This window comes from Aquimarina intermedia, from assembly GCF_008124785.1.
GTDB lineage: Bacteria > Bacteroidota > Bacteroidia > Flavobacteriales > Flavobacteriaceae > Aquimarina > Aquimarina intermedia.
The window spans coordinates 95,788-112,206 of the sequence record NZ_VNHU01000006.1; the positions used below are offsets into that span (position 1 = coordinate 95,788).

The 16,419-nt window shown below is 36.3% G+C and carries 19 protein-coding genes; 10 read left to right on the forward strand and 9 right to left on the reverse strand.

What is annotated here, in order from left to right; all coding sequences use genetic code 11:
• Positions 1 to 153 precede the first annotated feature (153 nt).
• The 7 genes from BD809_RS10205 to BD809_RS10235 all read left to right on the forward strand — a co-directional run bounded on the left by BD809_RS10205 (position 154) and on the right by BD809_RS10235 (position 5,816).
• The gene (locus tag BD809_RS10205) at positions 154 to 918 is read left to right on the forward strand and encodes a ParA family protein (protein ID WP_148782874.1); all 765 of its coding nucleotides are present in this window, start codon (positions 154 to 156) and stop codon (positions 916 to 918) included.
• Between the two features lie 6 nt (positions 919 to 924).
• Entirely contained in the window at positions 925 to 1,830 is a 906-nt protein-coding gene (locus tag BD809_RS10210; protein ID WP_148782875.1) for a ParB/RepB/Spo0J family partition protein, read from the forward strand.
• 31 nt (positions 1,831 to 1,861) lie between these two features.
• Positions 1,862 to 2,404: a DUF5683 domain-containing protein gene (locus tag BD809_RS10215; protein WP_246131499.1), complete on the forward strand. Its 543-nt coding sequence runs from the start codon at positions 1,862 to 1,864 to the stop codon at positions 2,402 to 2,404.
• A gap of 9 nt (positions 2,405 to 2,413) precedes the next feature.
• Positions 2,414 to 3,124, forward strand: a complete 711-nt coding sequence (gene dapB / locus BD809_RS10220; RefSeq protein ID WP_148782876.1) for a 4-hydroxy-tetrahydrodipicolinate reductase — start codon at positions 2,414 to 2,416, stop codon at positions 3,122 to 3,124.
• Positions 3,125 to 3,193: 69 nt separating this feature from the next.
• Positions 3,194 to 4,765: a signal peptidase I gene (gene lepB / locus BD809_RS10225; RefSeq protein WP_148782877.1), complete on the forward strand. Its 1,572-nt coding sequence runs from the start codon at positions 3,194 to 3,196 to the stop codon at positions 4,763 to 4,765.
• Between the two features lie 59 nt (positions 4,766 to 4,824).
• A complete protein-coding gene (locus BD809_RS10230) occupies positions 4,825 to 5,460 on the forward strand; it encodes a WbqC family protein (protein WP_148782878.1) in 636 nt (211 codons plus the stop codon).
• Between the two features lie 35 nt (positions 5,461 to 5,495).
• A complete protein-coding gene (locus tag BD809_RS10235) occupies positions 5,496 to 5,816 on the forward strand; it encodes a DUF6122 family protein (protein WP_148782879.1) in 321 nt (106 codons plus the stop codon).
• On the opposite strand, the gene BD809_RS10240 is transcribed toward BD809_RS10235, so the two are convergent.
• The 7 genes from BD809_RS10240 to BD809_RS10270 form a co-directional block, all read right to left on the reverse strand.
• Entirely contained in the window at positions 5,807 to 6,664 is an 858-nt protein-coding gene (locus BD809_RS10240; RefSeq protein WP_170251859.1) for an endonuclease/exonuclease/phosphatase family protein, read from the reverse strand. The genes BD809_RS10235 and BD809_RS10240 overlap by 10 nt on opposite strands.
• A 164-nt stretch (positions 6,665 to 6,828) precedes the next feature.
• The gene (locus tag BD809_RS10245; RefSeq protein ID WP_148782881.1) at positions 6,829 to 7,713 is read right to left on the reverse strand and encodes a rhomboid family protein; all 885 of its coding nucleotides are present in this window, start codon (positions 7,711 to 7,713) and stop codon (positions 6,829 to 6,831) included.
• A 1-nt stretch (position 7,714) separates the two neighbouring features.
• Complete coding sequence (locus BD809_RS10250) at positions 7,715 to 8,467, reverse strand: rhomboid family intramembrane serine protease (RefSeq protein WP_148782882.1); 753 nt, start codon at positions 8,465 to 8,467, stop codon at positions 7,715 to 7,717.
• 7 nt (positions 8,468 to 8,474) lie between these two features.
• On the reverse strand, positions 8,475 to 10,355 hold the full coding sequence (mutL, locus tag BD809_RS10255) for a DNA mismatch repair endonuclease MutL (RefSeq protein ID WP_148782883.1): 1,881 nt from the start codon (positions 10,353 to 10,355) through the stop codon (positions 8,475 to 8,477).
• Positions 10,356 to 10,649 carry a hypothetical protein gene (locus BD809_RS10260; protein WP_211356710.1) on the reverse strand — a complete coding sequence of 98 codons (294 nt, stop codon included), beginning with the start codon at positions 10,647 to 10,649 and terminating at the stop codon, positions 10,356 to 10,358.
• 133 nt (positions 10,650 to 10,782) lie between these two features.
• Positions 10,783 to 11,280 carry a 6,7-dimethyl-8-ribityllumazine synthase gene (gene ribH / locus BD809_RS10265; protein WP_148782884.1) on the reverse strand — a complete coding sequence of 166 codons (498 nt, stop codon included), beginning with the start codon at positions 11,278 to 11,280 and terminating at the stop codon, positions 10,783 to 10,785.
• A 76-nt stretch (positions 11,281 to 11,356) separates the two neighbouring features.
• Positions 11,357 to 12,130, reverse strand: a complete 774-nt coding sequence (locus tag BD809_RS10270; protein ID WP_148782885.1) for a tetratricopeptide repeat protein — start codon at positions 12,128 to 12,130, stop codon at positions 11,357 to 11,359.
• Between the two features lie 136 nt (positions 12,131 to 12,266).
• Here BD809_RS10270 and recF point away from each other — a divergent pair, with 136 nt between their 5' ends.
• Genes recF through BD809_RS10285 form a run of 3 tightly spaced genes read left to right on the forward strand, consistent with a single transcriptional unit; the run spans position 12,267 to position 14,072 of the window.
• The gene (gene recF, locus BD809_RS10275) at positions 12,267 to 13,346 is read left to right on the forward strand and encodes a DNA replication/repair protein RecF (protein WP_148782886.1); all 1,080 of its coding nucleotides are present in this window, start codon (positions 12,267 to 12,269) and stop codon (positions 13,344 to 13,346) included.
• Positions 13,347 to 13,350: 4 nt separating this feature from the next.
• Positions 13,351 to 13,779 carry a lipocalin family protein gene (locus tag BD809_RS10280; RefSeq protein ID WP_148782887.1) on the forward strand — a complete coding sequence of 143 codons (429 nt, stop codon included), beginning with the start codon at positions 13,351 to 13,353 and terminating at the stop codon, positions 13,777 to 13,779.
• Positions 13,776 to 14,072: a DUF721 domain-containing protein gene (locus tag BD809_RS10285; protein WP_148782888.1), complete on the forward strand. Its 297-nt coding sequence runs from the start codon at positions 13,776 to 13,778 to the stop codon at positions 14,070 to 14,072. Before BD809_RS10280 ends, BD809_RS10285 begins: the two co-directional genes overlap by 4 nt.
• Here BD809_RS10285 and BD809_RS10290 read toward each other — a convergent pair.
• Together BD809_RS10290 and BD809_RS10295 are read right to left on the reverse strand one after the other, a co-directional pair.
• A complete protein-coding gene (locus BD809_RS10290; protein ID WP_148782889.1) occupies positions 14,058 to 14,459 on the reverse strand; it encodes an acyl-CoA thioesterase in 402 nt (133 codons plus the stop codon). The genes BD809_RS10285 and BD809_RS10290 overlap by 15 nt on opposite strands.
• 160 nt (positions 14,460 to 14,619) lie before the next feature.
• Positions 14,620 to 16,356: a hypothetical protein gene (locus BD809_RS10295; RefSeq protein WP_148782890.1), complete on the reverse strand. Its 1,737-nt coding sequence runs from the start codon at positions 16,354 to 16,356 to the stop codon at positions 14,620 to 14,622.
• Positions 16,357 to 16,419: the final 63 nt, after the last annotated feature.

Below are 16,419 nucleotides of genomic sequence, written 5' to 3' on the forward strand. Positions count from 1 at the left end.
TTTTTCAAAAGAGTCGCTTATTCAGTGGCTCTTTTCCTTGTTTGTCTCATTTTAAAACTTCTTTGTAGAGAGTTATAAAGTACTGTTAATATTTTTCATTTTTATAATGTATAATAAATTGTATTTTTACCTCTTAAATCCAAATCGTCCCCTATGGGTAAAATTATCGCTATTGCCAATCAAAAAGGAGGTGTAGGTAAAACTACAACCTCAGTTAACCTAGCTGCTTCTTTAGGTGTACTTGAAAAAAAAGTATTACTTATAGATGCTGATCCTCAAGCCAATGCAACCTCAGGGCTTGGATTGGATGTTGAGAGCATTGAGAAGGGAACCTACCAAATTCTGGAGCATACCATAACTCCCGAAGAGGCAATTATTCCGACCAATTCTCCAAATGTTGATATTATACCGGCTCATATTGATCTGGTTGCTATTGAGATCGAGCTGGTTGATAAAGAACAACGCGAGTATATGCTTAAAAAAGCTATTGGTCACCTCAAAGAACAATATGATTATGTATTGATCGATTGCGCTCCTTCGTTAGGGCTATTAACGCTTAATGCATTAACCGCCTCAGATTCTGTGATTATACCGATACAGTGTGAATATTTCGCTCTAGAAGGATTAGGTAAGCTTTTGAACACAATTAAAAGTGTACAAAAAATTCATAATAAGAATCTGGATATAGAAGGATTACTTCTTACCATGTATGATTCGAGGCTTCGTTTATCTAATCAGGTAGTGGAAGAGGTGCAAAAACATTTTAACGAGATGGTGTTTAAAACCATCATCCAAAGAAACATTCGATTAAGTGAAGCCCCAAGTTATGGAGAGAGCATAATTAATTATGACGCTGCTAGTAAAGGAGCAAGTAATTACTTAAGTTTGGCGCACGAAATTATCAAGAAAAACAGTTAAGGATACATGGCGAAGGCAACAAAAAAACAAGCATTAGGCCGAGGATTATCGGCATTGCTTAAGGATCCCGAAAATGATATAAAATCCGCAGAGGATAAGAATGCTGACAAGGTAGTTGGAAATATCATAGAACTAGAACTTGAAAGCATCGATGTCAACCCTTTTCAACCAAGAACCAGTTTCAACGACGAGACATTGCAAGAACTCGCAACTTCGATCAGAGAAGTAGGTGTGATACAACCTATCACCGTTCGTAAATTGGATTTTAACACGTACCAACTGGTAAGTGGAGAACGTCGATTTAGAGCTTCAAAATTAGCAGGTCTAGAAACGATTCCAGCATATATTCGTATAGCCAATGATCAGGAATCTCTGACAATGGCCTTGGTAGAAAATATTCAACGTCAGGATCTCGATCCTATCGAGATTGCACTCTCCTATCAACGTTTGATTGATGAGATTGATTTGACACAGGAGCAATTAAGCGACCGTGTAGGTAAAAAACGATCTACCATTGCAAACTACCTGCGTTTATTAAAACTGGATCCAATTGTACAGACGGGAATCCGAGATGGATTTATTTCTATGGGACATGGTCGCGCAATGATTAATATCGACGATCAGCAAAAGCAACTTGATATTTATGAAAAAATCATTGCCAACACCCTTTCAGTAAGAGAAACGGAAAAGTTGGTTAAAACTATTGATCAAGAAGAAACTGCCGTTACAAAACCTGCACCTTCTTCAAAGGTTCCAAAATATGTGGAAAATAGCATGAATGAGTTTTCTGATTTTTTCGGAGCAAAAATTGATGTCAAGGTTTCGGGTCGCGGTCGCGGAAAATTAATCATACCCTTCTCTTCTGAAGAAGATTTTAACCGCATAAAGAAATTAATAAGTAGTGAAAAATAAACATGCTTATATATTCTTAATTCTTTGTCTCTTGTCAAGCACTATGTTGTTTGCACAGGACGTAGATTCATTGAAAATAGACACAGAAATTCAGGAGGTTAAGGTAAAAAGAAAGAGAAAAATTCGACCTTATGAACCGTTGGCACCGGCCAAAGCCGCTTTTTATTCGGCAGTACTCCCGGGTTTAGGACAAGCATACACAGGTAAATATTGGAAAATGCCGATTGTATATGCTGCCTTAGGTACCGGTATATATTTTTACGTTGACAATACAGACAAGTACAATACAGTACGAGATATTTACAAAAGGAGATTAGCTGGTTTTACAGATGATGAGTTCGCTAACATTAGCGATGATCAGTTGATTCAACTACAACGTCGTTTTAGACGAGAGCAAGAACTATCGCTTCTTGTAACGGTAGGAATTTATATTTTAAACATTATTGATGCAAATGTCACGGCACATTTACAGCAATATAATATTTCTGATGACCTGTCTTTTAAACCGAAAGTAAATATGAACGATTTTAATGCCAAGCCAAGTTATGGCGTGTCTTTAAACTACAGCTTTTAACTAATCACTATGAAAATCGCATTATTAGGCTATGGTAAGATGGGAAAAACCATCGAACAAATTGCGTTAGAACGTGGTCACGCTATCATTCTTAAAGTTGGTAAAAATGATAAGAACTACGATTTAACAAGCGCAGATGTAGCCATAGATTTTAGCATTCCGGACGCGGCGGTTGAAAATATTACTAGATGTTTTGAAGCTTCTGTTCCTATTATTTGTGGAACGACTGGTTGGCTTGATCATTTTGAGGAAATGGTAAGCTTGTGTCATCAAAAAAAGGGTGCTTTTATATATGCTTCAAATTTTAGTTTGGGTGTAAACCTTTATTTTGAACTAAACAAAAAACTAGCGCAAATGTTGAAGCCTCTGGACACCTATGCCGTTGCTATCGAAGAAATTCATCATCTACAGAAACTTGACGCTCCTAGCGGTACCGCAATTACCTTGGCTGAGGACATTATAGCTAATAGTGACACTACCAATTGGTTCTTAAAAGATACAACTGATACAATTGCCACCAATGGTATCCCAATTACTGCAAAACGCGAACCCGAAGTTCCGGGAACGCATACTGTGCAGTATACATCACAAGTAGATACCATCGAAATTAAACATACTGCCCATAATCGCAATGGTTTTGCATTAGGTGCAATAGTCGCCGCAGAGTGGCTTCAAAACAAAACCGGCGTCTATACGATGAAGGATGTGTTGGGATTATAAAATAATATATTATACAAACTACGTAACGTTGCCGTGACTTGAGCGACGTATACTAAAACATATTTTGAGATGACAATTTACGAATGGTTTATATTTTTTCTAATAGTACAGCTGATTCACTTTGCAGGTACATGGAAGCTCTATCAGAAAGCAGGCAAAAAAGCGTGGGAGGCTGCAGTACCAGTTTATAATGCTGTGATTCTAATGAAAATTATAAACCGTCCTTGGTGGTGGGTTATTCTCTTATTTGTTCCTATGATCAATGTGATCATGTTACCCGTTATTTGGGTAGAAACTATCAGAAGTTTTGGTAAGCACGAGACCAAAGACACCATTTTGGTTGTACTTACCTTAGGTTTTTATATTTATTATGTGAATTATGCCTTGGATGTAAAGCATATTGCCGATCGTAGTTTAAAGCCACGTACTGCGGCAGGAGAATGGACAAGCTCTATACTTTTTGCAGTCGTTGCAGCGACTATTGTTCACACCTATTTCATTCAGCCGTTTACCATTCCAACCGGATCGCTCGAACGTACGTTACTCGTTGGAGACTTTCTGTTTGTAAGTAAGTTTCATTATGGTGCCCGAACGCCGATGACTGCTGTTTCTTTTCCTATGGTTCATGATACAATTCCTGTAATTAAAACAAAATCCTATTTATCTGAACCACAATACCCGTATTTTAGATTGCCGGGATTTCAAGATATAGAAAGAAATGATATTGTTGTTTTTAGTTGGCCCATCGATACGGTGCGCTATTTTAGAGATCGCTCAGGTATGAGCTTTTATAAACCAATTGATAAAAAATCTAATTACGTAAAGCGTAGTGTAGGGATACCGGGAGATACTTTGTCTGTCGTAGATGGTTATGTTCATATCAATGGTAAGCGTACAGAATTACCGGACCGTGCCCAACTACAGTTTTCATACAGAGGCACTACAAAAGGATCCGGATTCAACCGTCAAAATCTATACGATCGTTATAAAATAAAGCCTAACGAATTTGGTTTAACCTCAGCTACAGAATTTGGTGCTCAGGGACTCACTGAAGAGGCTGCTACTAAATTTGCAAATCATCCAAATGTTGCGAGTTTAGAGCGTGCCATTTTACCTAAAGGGGTAAAAGATCCCAGAATTTTTCCGAATAATGGGAAGGTTGACTGGAACATTGATAATTTTGGTCCGATTTATATTCCTAAAGCGGGTGCGACTATACCAATGAACTTAGAGAACTTTTCGTTGTATCGTCGTGTTATTGAGGTATACGAAGGATCCGAAATGGGCATTGATAACACCTTAGAAGCTAGAGGGAATCAAATATTACTGAATAATCAGCCTATAACCAGCTACACTTTTAAACAAAATTATTACTGGATGATGGGTGATAATCGTCACAACAGTGAAGATAGTCGTGCCTGGGGATATGTACCTGAAAATCACATTGTGGGTAAACCAGTGTTTATTTTCTTCAGCTATGATACGTATGGAAAAGGGTTATTTAATAAAATAAGATGGGAGCGCCTGTTTACAACCGTAGGCGGTGATGGCGAACCTGTATCCTATTTCTATTACTTTTTAGCTGCATTGATTTTATGGTTGGGCTATAGTCGCTATAAAAAAAGTAAGAAAAAATCTTAAGTAAGAAACGTTGAATTGACAAACCTGAGTTTGATCAGGTTACTTTGAGTACTGGTATAATGACATCAACTAAAAAGGCTACATTACTTCACCCGGCATATTTTGGATCTATTGCGCAGTTTGTGGCAATTGCAAATGCTGACCAAATACTTTTTGAAGATCAGGACAATTATCAAAAACAAACCTATCGCAACCGCACCTATATCTATGGAGCCAATGGTAGACTACTTTTGACCATTCCGATTAAGCATTCGCAAGATAATCGACGTCAATTGTACAGAGATATTCGAATAGAGAATGATTTTGAATGGCAGAAGTTACATTGGAGATCCTTGGAGACCGCCTATCGCACCTCTCCTTTTTTTGAATTTTATGAAGATGACTTAGCTCCGCTTTTTGAGAAGAAAAAAGAATTTCTTCTGGATTTTAATTATGAAACGTTAGAAGTTGTCGCTGATTGTTTACAACTGGATCTGTCCTATCAAAAAACTAATCGTTATAAAAAGGAAGTAACTGAGCATAGAGATTTACGATCTTTAATTATAGCCAAGAACGAAAAGCATGAACTTGCTTCCTACAATCAGGTTTTTCAGGATAAGCATGGCTCTCTTAAAAATTTGTCCATACTTGACCTTATTTTTAATGAAGGAACCAATGCATTAACGTATCTGGAAGAACAAAGTATCGCCTTGTAACAAGCGCTAAGGCTAAGCGATTAATCGATCTGTATATGACCAGGACTTTTATCCACTATGGTTTTCATTTTATACTACCTCTGATAGTAAGTCTCTATTGGTATCGAAAAGAATGGAAACAGGTATATATTTACTTCTTACTTGCAATGTTAATTGACATCGACCATCTCTGGGCACAGCCAATTTTTGATCCGGATCGCTGTAGCGTAGGCTATCATACATTGCATAGCACTCTCGCAATAGCAATATATATTTTACTACTACTCCCAAAAAAAAGTAGAATCATGGCAATCGCATTGTTATGGCATATAACCACAGATGCTATTGATTGCCGGCTTATGAGTTATTATAATTGAATTTTGGTAACAACAGGATAATGATCTGACAGTTTGGTGTCAAAACTTTTAAACGTCAGCACCTCGAATTCTTCTTCCACTAGAATAAAATCAATTCGCACAGGAAACAACTTAAATTCATAGGTTTTCCCAAAGCCCTTCCCCGCTTCCTTAAATGCATCTTTAAGCCCTTGGGCTAACACTGTATTATAAACATAGGAATATGCAGAGTTATTAAAGTCCCCCATGACCATGACCTTATAGGGCGATGTCTTAATATGATCGGTAAGCAGATCCACCTGTTGCTGTTGCTTAATAAATGACATTTGCATTCTGGAGAGCAATTTTTGAGAACCTTCTTTGGCTATGGCATCTGTACTGGGTGTAATACGATGCGATTGTAAATGTACATTATACACGCGTAGCGTATCCATTTGGACAACAATATCAGAAAAAATAATATTGTTTGCCGTGCCTTCAAATTGTAGAGATCCTTTGTTAATAATTGGATATTTGGAAAGAATAACTAGTGCTAATTCTCCATTATCATTATTAAAATCCTGATACGAATACGGATACTGAGAAAAATCAATATCGGGATTATTATAAAATTCCTGTCCGCAAAAAATATCAGGATTTTGCTCCTTCACCAACGCTGAAATCTCTTGAGGAATACGTTCATTATCAATCCATTCGAATCGATTAAAACTATGAACATTATAACTCAGTAAAGAAAGGGTATTCTCTTTATCAGCCTTAACAGATTTGCCACGAAATTTATATAAAGAAAATACATGAGAGATTCCCAATAACAATACTATAAACGAAAGCAAAAACCGTCTGTTCACCAAGAGGATCCAATACACCATAAAGAGGGCATTTATCAAAATCAAGATGGGCACTGTTAAACTTAGTACTGAGAGTAAAGGAAATGTTTTAGGCGAAATATAGGGTAGCAAATAAGATAATAATAACGCAAAGGCAACTATCGAATTCAATAAGAAAACAAATCGATTAACTAACTTTCTCATGCTTACTCCTTACCGGCTTTAAACAAAAAGTCTTTTTCTTTTTTTGTAAGGCTCTCATAACCACTCTTACTTATTTTGTCAAGAATAGCATCAATTTGAGCTTGATCCTTATTTTTTTGAACTGTTTTGGCATTGGAGCTTGGTTTTTTAGGCTGTTTTTTAGCACTGGCCTTGTAAACCGTCTTTAACGGACTTTTCTTTTTAAAGCTAAAAAAAGTTGTCAACGTATCCATAAAACGTTCGAAGCCTGCTCCAATATCATTACCTTTTTGAAGTTGAAGTGCATAAATGTATCCAAATAAGGCGCCACCCATATGTGCAATAAGTCCGCCGGCATTGCCAGAATTGGGCAATTGTATTAAATCAGATAATACTACAAATACGCCTATATGCCAGAGTTTAACATTAAAAAAAATAATACGAACCTCGGTGTTTGGCGTATATGCTGCGATAAAAATCATAATAGCACGAACTGCAGCAGAAGCTCCGATTAAGTACGCCATCGAGCCTTGAAGCACAGGAAACAGATTATAAGCAGCAACAAACAATACTCCTCCACTAATTGCTCCCAACAAATAGATGGTCAAAAACCGTTTCTCATCAAACAGATTTAGTACAATCTTACCAAACCAATACAATACCAGCATATTCCAGAAAATATGCCAAAAGTCAAAATGAAGAAAGCTATAGGTTAACAGACTCCAAGGTTGTATCACCAATTCCTCTAATTGAATAGGCAGTACAAACCATTGCATCAAAGCTCCCGGGTTACTTTTTATCACCCAAGAAACTAAGGTAGCCAGCAAAAAAAGCAACACATTAATGACAATAAGCTTTATTAATATAGAAGCCGTCTGATATTGATATTTTAATGAATTTGATGTCATGCTAATACCATCTATTTTGATTAAACGAGTTACGCTTCCAATACCACATAGTTATAAACCCTATAACCGCCCCACCAATATGTGCCCAGTGAGCTACGTTTGATGGTCCTAAAATAGCCTGTCCGGTAATCCCTCCGTATAAATCCATCAAAAAGTATCCTCCAATTAAGTATTTAGCTTTGATAGGAATAGGTATAAAAATAATATATAGTGGCAGGTTGGGAAACAATACAGCAAACGCAGCCAAAACTCCAAATATTGCACCAGATGCACCAACCATAGGGGTGACAAAAGCTTTTATCATTCGCTCTGTTACTTCTTTAGGAATAGTATCATATACCCGATACTGGCCCGTAGAAATTACATCATTAATAAAGATTTGTATTTGATCCGGAGTAAATCCTGCCTCAATGTACGCCTGATATCCTGGTTGAAACTGAAAATACGTAAACAGAATCTGAAAGGCAACAGCACCCAATCCCGCGGAAAAATATATAAAAAGAAATTTCCTTTGACCGATAGCGCTCTCTAAATGGCTACCAAACATATAGAGCGCAAACATATTAAAAAATATATGCCCGGCATCACCGTGCATAAACATATGCGTGATTATTTGCCAAATCTGAAAATTATCATTTTTGGGAAACCATAACGCAAAAAAGTTATACGCTTGTTCTCCAAGACTCAATGTTCCCAAAAAGAAAATCACGTTAATTATCAGTATGGCTTTTACCGTGTCAGTAATTCTACCCATATTTTTTTTAAAATTTTTTATCTATTTCATCTACAGTAATAGTCGTAAATGTTGGTTTATGATCTGGTGTTATCGTCGGTTCTGTACAGGCAAATAAACTATTGACAATATGTTGTTGCTGTTCTTGCTCTAAAACAATACCTGTGCGCACCGCAATACTTTTTGCCATAGATTTAGCCAAAAAATCTGTTTGAGAAAATCCGCTATCCGGAACTTCATTTTGTAAATCCCCCAATAACTGCTCTAGCAATACACTGACTTCACTCTCTGTAATAGCTGTAGGAATACCACTAATACTTACTTCCTCCTCAACAATAGCATCAAAAACAAATCCCGTATGCTCTAATTGTTCTCTAACCATTTGCAAAAGTTCAATTTCTTGCGTTGTTAAAGAAATTTTTAACGGAAAAATAAGTTGTTGGCTTACGGCATTAGCCATTGTTATGTTGCGCAGTAACTCTTCATATAAAATACGCTGATGTGCCCGATGTTGGTTGATAATAACCATACCGCTCTTAATAGTGGTAATGATATATTTTCGCTTTAGCTGATAGGTAGGGTTATGACTAAGATCAGACTCTTTTTTCTCATCAAATAGAGATCCCGTAATTGCCGTACTTTCAAACTGTACAGAAGAAAAATCATTTGATTTTTTGTGTTGATCAATAGCCGAGGTATCCGCTTGTAACCCCACGTACAGATTCTCCCAGTCCGAAGACTTCTTTTCTTTATGCCAAGTTCTGCCCATACTACTATTAGTAGTGGGTCTGGTTTTTTCGTCTTTAAAGGGGTTAAAATTGCGATCTACCTCTATAGTGGGTACGCGTGCTTCCTTATTCTTAAAGTCGTACGGTGTCTCCATCGATGCATCCTTATTGAAGTCTAATACAGGCGCGACACTAAATTGTCCCAGGCTATGTTTAATTGTAGAACGCAACATAGCATAAAGGGAATGCTCGTCATCAAATTTAATCTCAGTTTTGGTAGGATGTATATTAATATCGATAGATTTTGGATCAACATCCAAATACACGAAATACGTAGGAAACGTTTTTTCTTTGCATAAACCCTCAAATGCCGAAGTTACGGCATGATTGAGATAGGCACTTTTTATAAACCGATTATTCACAAAAAAGAATTGCTCTCCCCTACTACGTTTTGCAAACTCAGGCTTGCCTACAAAACCACTAATTTTAACAAGATCCGTTTCTTCCTGAATCGGAACTAGTTTTTCGTTTGTTTTACCGCCGAGAATATGCACTATTCGTTGTCTGTGGTTTGCTACTGGCAAGCTAAATACCTCACTGTCATTATGGTACATATCAAACTTGATTGACGGATGTACCATCGCTACTCTATGAAATTCATCTATGATATGACGTAGTTCGACTGTATTTGACTTAAGGAAATTACGGCGGGCAGGAATGTTATAAAAAAGATTTTTCACACAGATAGAGGTTCCTGTAGGCGTAACGCACACCTCTTGCGAACTCACTTCGCTCCCCTCAATTTTGATTTCGGTTCCTACTTCATCACCAGCTTGCTTTGTTTTAAGTTCTACATGAGCAATGGCAGCAATAGAAGCCAATGCTTCTCCTCTAAAACCTTTGGTATCTAATTGAAATAAATCTTCGGCTTTTCTAATTTTTGAAGTTGCATGCCGTTCAAAACTAAGTCGGGCATCTGTGACACTCATACCGATCCCATCATCGATCACTTGGATACGAGTTTTACCTGCTTCTTTTACCAAAAGCTTGATATGAGATGCTTGTGCATCAATAGCATTCTCTAATAGTTCTTTAACTACAGATGCGGGACGTTGAACAACCTCTCCTGCAGCAATTTGATTTGCTACATGATCAGGTAATAATTGAATAATATCAGACATTTATTGTCGTGAAGTAAAAATTGATAAATCAAAATCTATGATATACAAAAAGATAAAGATTAAAACCATCGCAATATAAATAACTCGCTTGTTAATCTCACGATTTCCGCGCGTTCGACTTGCTTTTCGCACTTCGGCCCAATGCGCTCCAAAATCTATGTCGTTAGTAGTCTCTCGATATTTAGTAATTCTATTTTCAAAACTATAGATATTACCACTACTTTTACCCTTGTAATATCGGGGAGTGTAGTTAAATCTTCTACTAACCTTCTTCTTTAAAATATTTACTTTCACGATCAGCTCCTCTCTTTTTATAAGTTTCAAATATACTCAAAATGGATTGTAATGTAAAGTCTTTACGCATACAATCCAGAATAATACTCATAGCAAGAAACGTTCCAGAGGCGTCCTGATAAAGCTACATCTGTTAGAAATGCGCCTCTTTCTTAAGTTGTGCCATTTTTATGGCTGCGATTGCGGCTTCGGTCCCTTTATTACCATGTTTGCCACCAGAACGATCAATCGATTGTTGCATGGTATTATCAGTAAGCACACAAAAAATAACGGGAATATCACTTGTTACATTAAGATCTTTAATCCCTTGAGTCACCCCTTGACATACAAAGTCAAAATGCTGCGTTTCGCCTTTGATAACAGATCCAATGGCAATAACTGCATCAAGCATATCATAACTTTTTTGCATTTTTTTGCATCCATAGATAAGCTCAAAGCTTCCGGGAACGTTCCATCGTACGATATTATCCTTTAACGCTCCGCAGTCTATTAAAGCATCGAATGCTCCTTGAAAAAGACCTTCGGTAATAGTGTCATTCCACTCAGAAACAACAATCCCAAACCGAAAATCTTTCGCGTTTGGGATTGTAGCTTTATTATAATGAGATAAATTTTTATTCTCTGTAGCCATAATAAAATTATATGTTAGTCATTCATGCTATTTAAGCAGCACTTATAACCGTGATCAAAGGAACAAGTGAAAGCGATTAATTAGTTGCCGCTTTTGCTCTACCTAAGTGTACTTCAACTTGATTAGCTTCAACACTTGAAGGAAACTCTTCTTTAATTCTTTCCAAATAAGTAATTGCAACATCTGCTTTATCCAGTGATAGTGCAGTTATAGCTGCTTTCAATAAAAACTTCGGAGTTGTTAAAGAATTCGTCTTCGTTTCTGCCGCTTTCACATAATACGATAATGCTTGTTCTGGCTGATCAAGTTGTGCAAATGCATCCCCGATACCTCCTAAGGCTAACGGACCTAGCATTTGATCATCACTTTTAAACTCATCCAAGTAGGCAATCGCCTCTTCGTACTTGCTCATATTAAGATACGAGAATCCTGCATAATAGTTAGCCAGATTTGCAGCTTTAGTTCCACCGTAATTTTCAATGATTTCAATAAAACCATATTTTCCTTCTCCCCCGTTAAGCGCTAAGCCATATAAAGAATCACTGATTTTTTCATTACCGGTCACAGCATCGTTAAAATACTGTTGTGCTCTAAACATTTCGTTAGATGCCTCTTGCTCTTTTGGCTCCTGAACCAATTTTTGATACCCAAGATATCCTAAAACTATAAAGGCTACAACGCCAATAAAAATAAAGATATACTTTTGATTAGCCGCTACCCACTCTTCAGTTTTTGAAGCACCTTCATCTAAGGTATTGAATACTTCGGCAGTAGTTGATTGATCTTCTACTTGCTCAACTTCTTCTTCTTTACTTTTAGGTTTGTATCCTCGTTTCTTGTAAGTTGCCATAAATTTTCTTTAATGAAGGGCAAAAATAAAATTTTTATTCATATTTAAAAGCGAAAATATTTGTTATTTTTCGATAATTTGCAGTACTTTTCTATGAATAACACAATCCATAGTACACCTTGACTACCAGTAGTTTATGATTTTAAAATCGCTTTCTCTTTTAAATTACAAGAATTTTGACTCCATATCTTTTGAATTTGATAACCATATTAATTGCTTAGTCGGGAATAATGGGGTTGGTAAAACGAATGTTCTGGATGCTATCTATCACCTGTCGTTTGCAAAGAGTTATTTCAATCCTATTACCAGTCAAAATATAAGACATTCGAGCGATTTTTTTGTAGTGGAAGGCATTTATGAAAAAGAAGCGCGAACAGAACATGTACTGGTAAGTGCGAAAAAAGGACAGAAAAAAGTAGTAAAACGAAATAATAAGGTATATCCTACAATTAGTAAGCACATTGGTTTTTTGCCGTTAGTTATTATTTCTCCTGCCGATCGGGATCTAATTACAGAAGGAAGCGAAACTCGTAGAAAATTTATAGATGGAGTCATTGCGCAAAGTGATGCTCAATTTTTGAAAACACTACTTAATTATTCCAAAGTTGTTTCTCAACGTAATTCGCTTTTAAAATACTTTTCGGCTAATGCTACATTCGACAAAACTACTTTGGACGTTTATAACCAACAATTACATGACCTGGGTACTGTTATCTATAATAAAAGAGAAGATTTTTTAGAGACATTTACACCTATTTTTACCGAACGATATAAAGCCATCAGCTCTGGAAATGAAGTGGTTTCTGTTACCTACCAAAGCAGGTTGTCAGAGCTGCCTTTGATTAACCTATTAGAAGAAAACCTTTCTAAAGATCGGATGTTACAATATACCAGTGTAGGTACACACAAGGATGATTTATCTTTTGAAATCGATCAACATCCCATCAAAAAGTTCGGAAGTCAAGGGCAACAAAAATCTTTTCTGATTGCTCTAAAATTAGCTCAATTTGATTTTATTAAACAAAAAAGTAACGTCAATCCAATTTTACTTTTGGATGATATCTTTGATAAATTAGATGAAACCAGAGTCGAACACATTATTAAGCTGGTAAATGAACAAAATTTTGGTCAATTGTTCATAAGCGACACACATGCTGACCGAACTGAAACTGTCGTAAAAAAAATATCTCAGTCTTATAAAATATTTAAATTGTGAGCATATGAAATGTTATAAAGGAATTATTATACTCATTATAGTATTCGGAACTCTTTCTTGTAATAAGGTGAGTCCTAAAGATCAGATAGCTAACTTAAACGGCTATTGGGAAATTAGTAAGGTTCAAACCGCTGAAGGTAAAGAAAAAGTATATAATTTTAATCAGTCCATAGATTTCATCGAACTAGCAGGAGATTCTGTAGGTGTGAGAAAGAAATTACAACCTCAATTGAATGGCACCTTTATCACCTTTAAAAACAGTGAAAAATTTAGGGTTATGATTCAAAATGACAGTGTGTATTTAGAATATAGTACGCCTTATGACTCCTGGAGAGAGACTTTAATTTCTGCAAAAGAAGATGAGTTAATTCTGCGCAACCCGGATGGAAATTTGTACTTTTACCGACCATACGCTAAACTTAATTTAGAATGAAAAAAAGAGGCGAAGATTCTTTTAGTATAGGAGATGTTCTAAAAGATTTTGTTGACTCAAACAAACTGCAAACAGGACTGGACAAGGTAGCTGTGCAAGATGTTTGGGCTGATGTTATGGGTCCGGCCATTGTAAATTATACCCGATCCATAAAATTAGATAGAGACACATTGTATATTGAACTCACCTCATCTGTTTTGCGAGAAGAATTAAGTTATGGCCGCGAAAAAATCATTAATAATCTCAACGAAGCTTTAAAAAAAGATTTAATTAAAAAACTAATCCTTAGATAGTTCTTCCAGTCGGTCTCGCACATATTCGATTTTGGTCTTATTATGAGGTACAGGGATCCCGTCTTCATTCAAATTTACCAAGGTGATATTCTCAACTTTAAGAATCGTTTTTCTACTTAGTTTATTACGAACTTCACAGCGCAAGGTTAAGGAGGTTGAACCAAACTTAACAACATCCATTCCTATTTCTACGATATCCCCTTGAACTGCTGAGCTGATAAAATTAATTTCAGAAATAAACTTGGTGACTACCCGTTTATTATCCAATTGTATGACGCCGTATAAAGCAGCTTCTTCATCTATCCATTCCAGCAGTCGACCGCCAAACAAAGTCTCATTAGGGTTTAAATCTTCGGGTTTCACCATTTTCCTTGTATGGTATCTCATAGTAAAAGTATCATTAGGTTAACATTTTAAAGTTACGAAAAACCTAACCAAACAAGTTAAGAGCGAAAGGGAATCTTATAAGATTTATCAGCTTTAAAAAAACATGAAGTTTTTTTGAACGATCCATAAAATGTAATGATCCTTTTTACAGTTTTAGTAATCACAAAACTGTTACTGTCTCACAAAATTCAATTCCGTCCGGACATTCCGGTGATTGATACCGTATGCAGACTTCATAGACCCCCACAAGTAAATTATATTGCATGACATTATCACCTCCTACACCTCCACCATCTTCTTCTATAAACACATTATCAATATACCACGAATAGGTCACGTCATTCTTTTCAGGGAAATCTGCAGTAAAGCTGTAAAGCGGCAGCAGTAATAGTTTTTCATAAGTAAATTCTAATTGTGGACAGATTGGCGCGACCTCTATCTGCATACAATATTGCATTCCCTGAGGACAAGAAGCTGATACTGCTTCAATACAGACAGTATACGATCCTGGAGCAAAAGTATAATTAAGTAAATTATCACCGGTGGGACCCCCATCGTCTGCCTCTATCAATACTCCATTAATTAACCAATTATATTTTTGAACATCTCTATCTTTAAAATCTGCTGTAAATGTATAGTCCAAACTATTAGGCACTTGAGATGCTACAAAAGAAAGCAAAGAGCAATATTCAGGAACTATAATTTCTTCACAATATTCCATTCCCTGAGGACAAGAAGCTGATACTGCTTCAATACAGACAGTATGCGATCCTGGAGCAAAAGTAAAGTTAAATACGTTATCACCTAGAAGACCACCGTCATTCGCCTCAATCAACACCCCGTCAATAAACCAACTATACTGTAAAGCATCACGGTCTGCAAAATCTGCTGTAAAATTGAATTCTAAACTATTAGTCACTTGTGACGATATAAATGAGAGTGGTGCACAATATTCTGGTACCACAATTTCTTTACAAAATTGGGTTGCATCTAGACACGCTTCTTGAGACTCTATACAAACCGTATAAAATCCGGGTTGAGAAAAAGAATACTCCAGCAAATTATTTCCTGAGGCACCACCGTCTGATTTGACAGCTACACCATCAACCGACCACGTATAGGGTGAAAACTCAATGGAAGTAGGATTACTTCGCACAAAGGTGGAGGTAAGCTCCAGTGAAGAAGTTGATTCTACAGAAAAGTCATATGCAGGACATAGCTCAAAAATATCAGGACATGAATTTATCGTCTGATAAATTTCATAATAGGTAGCTACGGTTCTCTTTACCTGTGTTTCTTTATCTATTAGTGTAATAGGAAAATCGAAAACAGGCTGAAAACCAGTTTGTTGGCTTTGTAGAAAAATATTAAACTCCTGCGATGTATTGATTACAGTAGGCTGGTTGTTTGATTGAAGTATAGAAAAAGGGAAATCTAAATCAAAACAACGATTATAAAACTCATTAAATTCAGTTCTAAATGAACGAATACGACAGTTATTAAGAACCTCCAAAAACTCATTTTCAGAAGTAATTTTTAGCGTTGCTAAATTTTCGGGAAATGAAATTTCTATCGGAAATACGAGCCCTACTATGTTAAAATTATCGCTTTGATTCGTAATTGTTGTACGAAGACCTGCATACGAATTTAACTCAACTGTAGCGTCAGTGTTATAAGAAAGTTTAATAGGATACTTAAAACTAAAACATTGGTCGGTCTCTGGCTGTTGCGCGATATTTTTGGAAAAATCGTTTAAAACTGATACCAAGTGGATACTTTGATCATATAACGCCGGCTCATTAGTAGTACTTATAGTAGTATCATCATTGACACAACTAACAATGACTCCCAAGCTTAGCATCAGAAAACCTCTCAAAAAATAGTTTAAAAATCTCAAAATTAGTGTTTTATACTAATGTAACGTACTACTTACCTACTACCCTACCTCGTTATATTCAAT

Bases quoted from the DNA above. Each gene is read 5' to 3' on its own strand.
- BD809_RS10205 (WP_148782874.1), top strand. From the start codon at position 154: ATGGGTAAAATTATCGCTATTGCCAATCAAAAAGGAGGTGTAGGTAAA.
- BD809_RS10290 (WP_148782889.1), bottom strand. From the start codon at position 14,459: ATGAGATACCATACAAGGAAAATGGTGAAACCCGAAGATTTAAACCCT.
- lepB (WP_148782877.1), top strand. From the start codon at position 3,194: ATGACAATTTACGAATGGTTTATATTTTTTCTAATAGTACAGCTGATT.
- BD809_RS10280 (WP_148782887.1), top strand. From the start codon at position 13,351: ATGAAATGTTATAAAGGAATTATTATACTCATTATAGTATTCGGAACT.
- BD809_RS10210 (WP_148782875.1), top strand. From the start codon at position 925: ATGGCGAAGGCAACAAAAAAACAAGCATTAGGCCGAGGATTATCGGCA.
- BD809_RS10245 (WP_148782881.1), bottom strand. From the start codon at position 7,713: ATGACATCAAATTCATTAAAATATCAATATCAGACGGCTTCTATATTA.
- recF (WP_148782886.1), top strand. From the start codon at position 12,267: ATGATTTTAAAATCGCTTTCTCTTTTAAATTACAAGAATTTTGACTCC.
- BD809_RS10285 (WP_148782888.1), top strand. From the start codon at position 13,776: ATGAAAAAAAGAGGCGAAGATTCTTTTAGTATAGGAGATGTTCTAAAA.
- mutL (WP_148782883.1), bottom strand. From the start codon at position 10,355: ATGTCTGATATTATTCAATTATTACCTGATCATGTAGCAAATCAAATT.
- ribH (WP_148782884.1), bottom strand. From the start codon at position 11,280: ATGGCTACAGAGAATAAAAATTTATCTCATTATAATAAAGCTACAATC.
- dapB (WP_148782876.1), top strand. From the start codon at position 2,414: ATGAAAATCGCATTATTAGGCTATGGTAAGATGGGAAAAACCATCGAA.
- BD809_RS10270 (WP_148782885.1), bottom strand. From the start codon at position 12,130: ATGGCAACTTACAAGAAACGAGGATACAAACCTAAAAGTAAAGAAGAA.
- BD809_RS10235 (WP_148782879.1), top strand. From the start codon at position 5,496: ATGACCAGGACTTTTATCCACTATGGTTTTCATTTTATACTACCTCTG.
- BD809_RS10230 (WP_148782878.1), top strand. From the start codon at position 4,825: ATGACATCAACTAAAAAGGCTACATTACTTCACCCGGCATATTTTGGA.
- BD809_RS10240 (WP_170251859.1), bottom strand. From the start codon at position 6,664: ATGGTGTATTGGATCCTCTTGGTGAACAGACGGTTTTTGCTTTCGTTT.
- BD809_RS10250 (WP_148782882.1), bottom strand. From the start codon at position 8,467: ATGGGTAGAATTACTGACACGGTAAAAGCCATACTGATAATTAACGTG.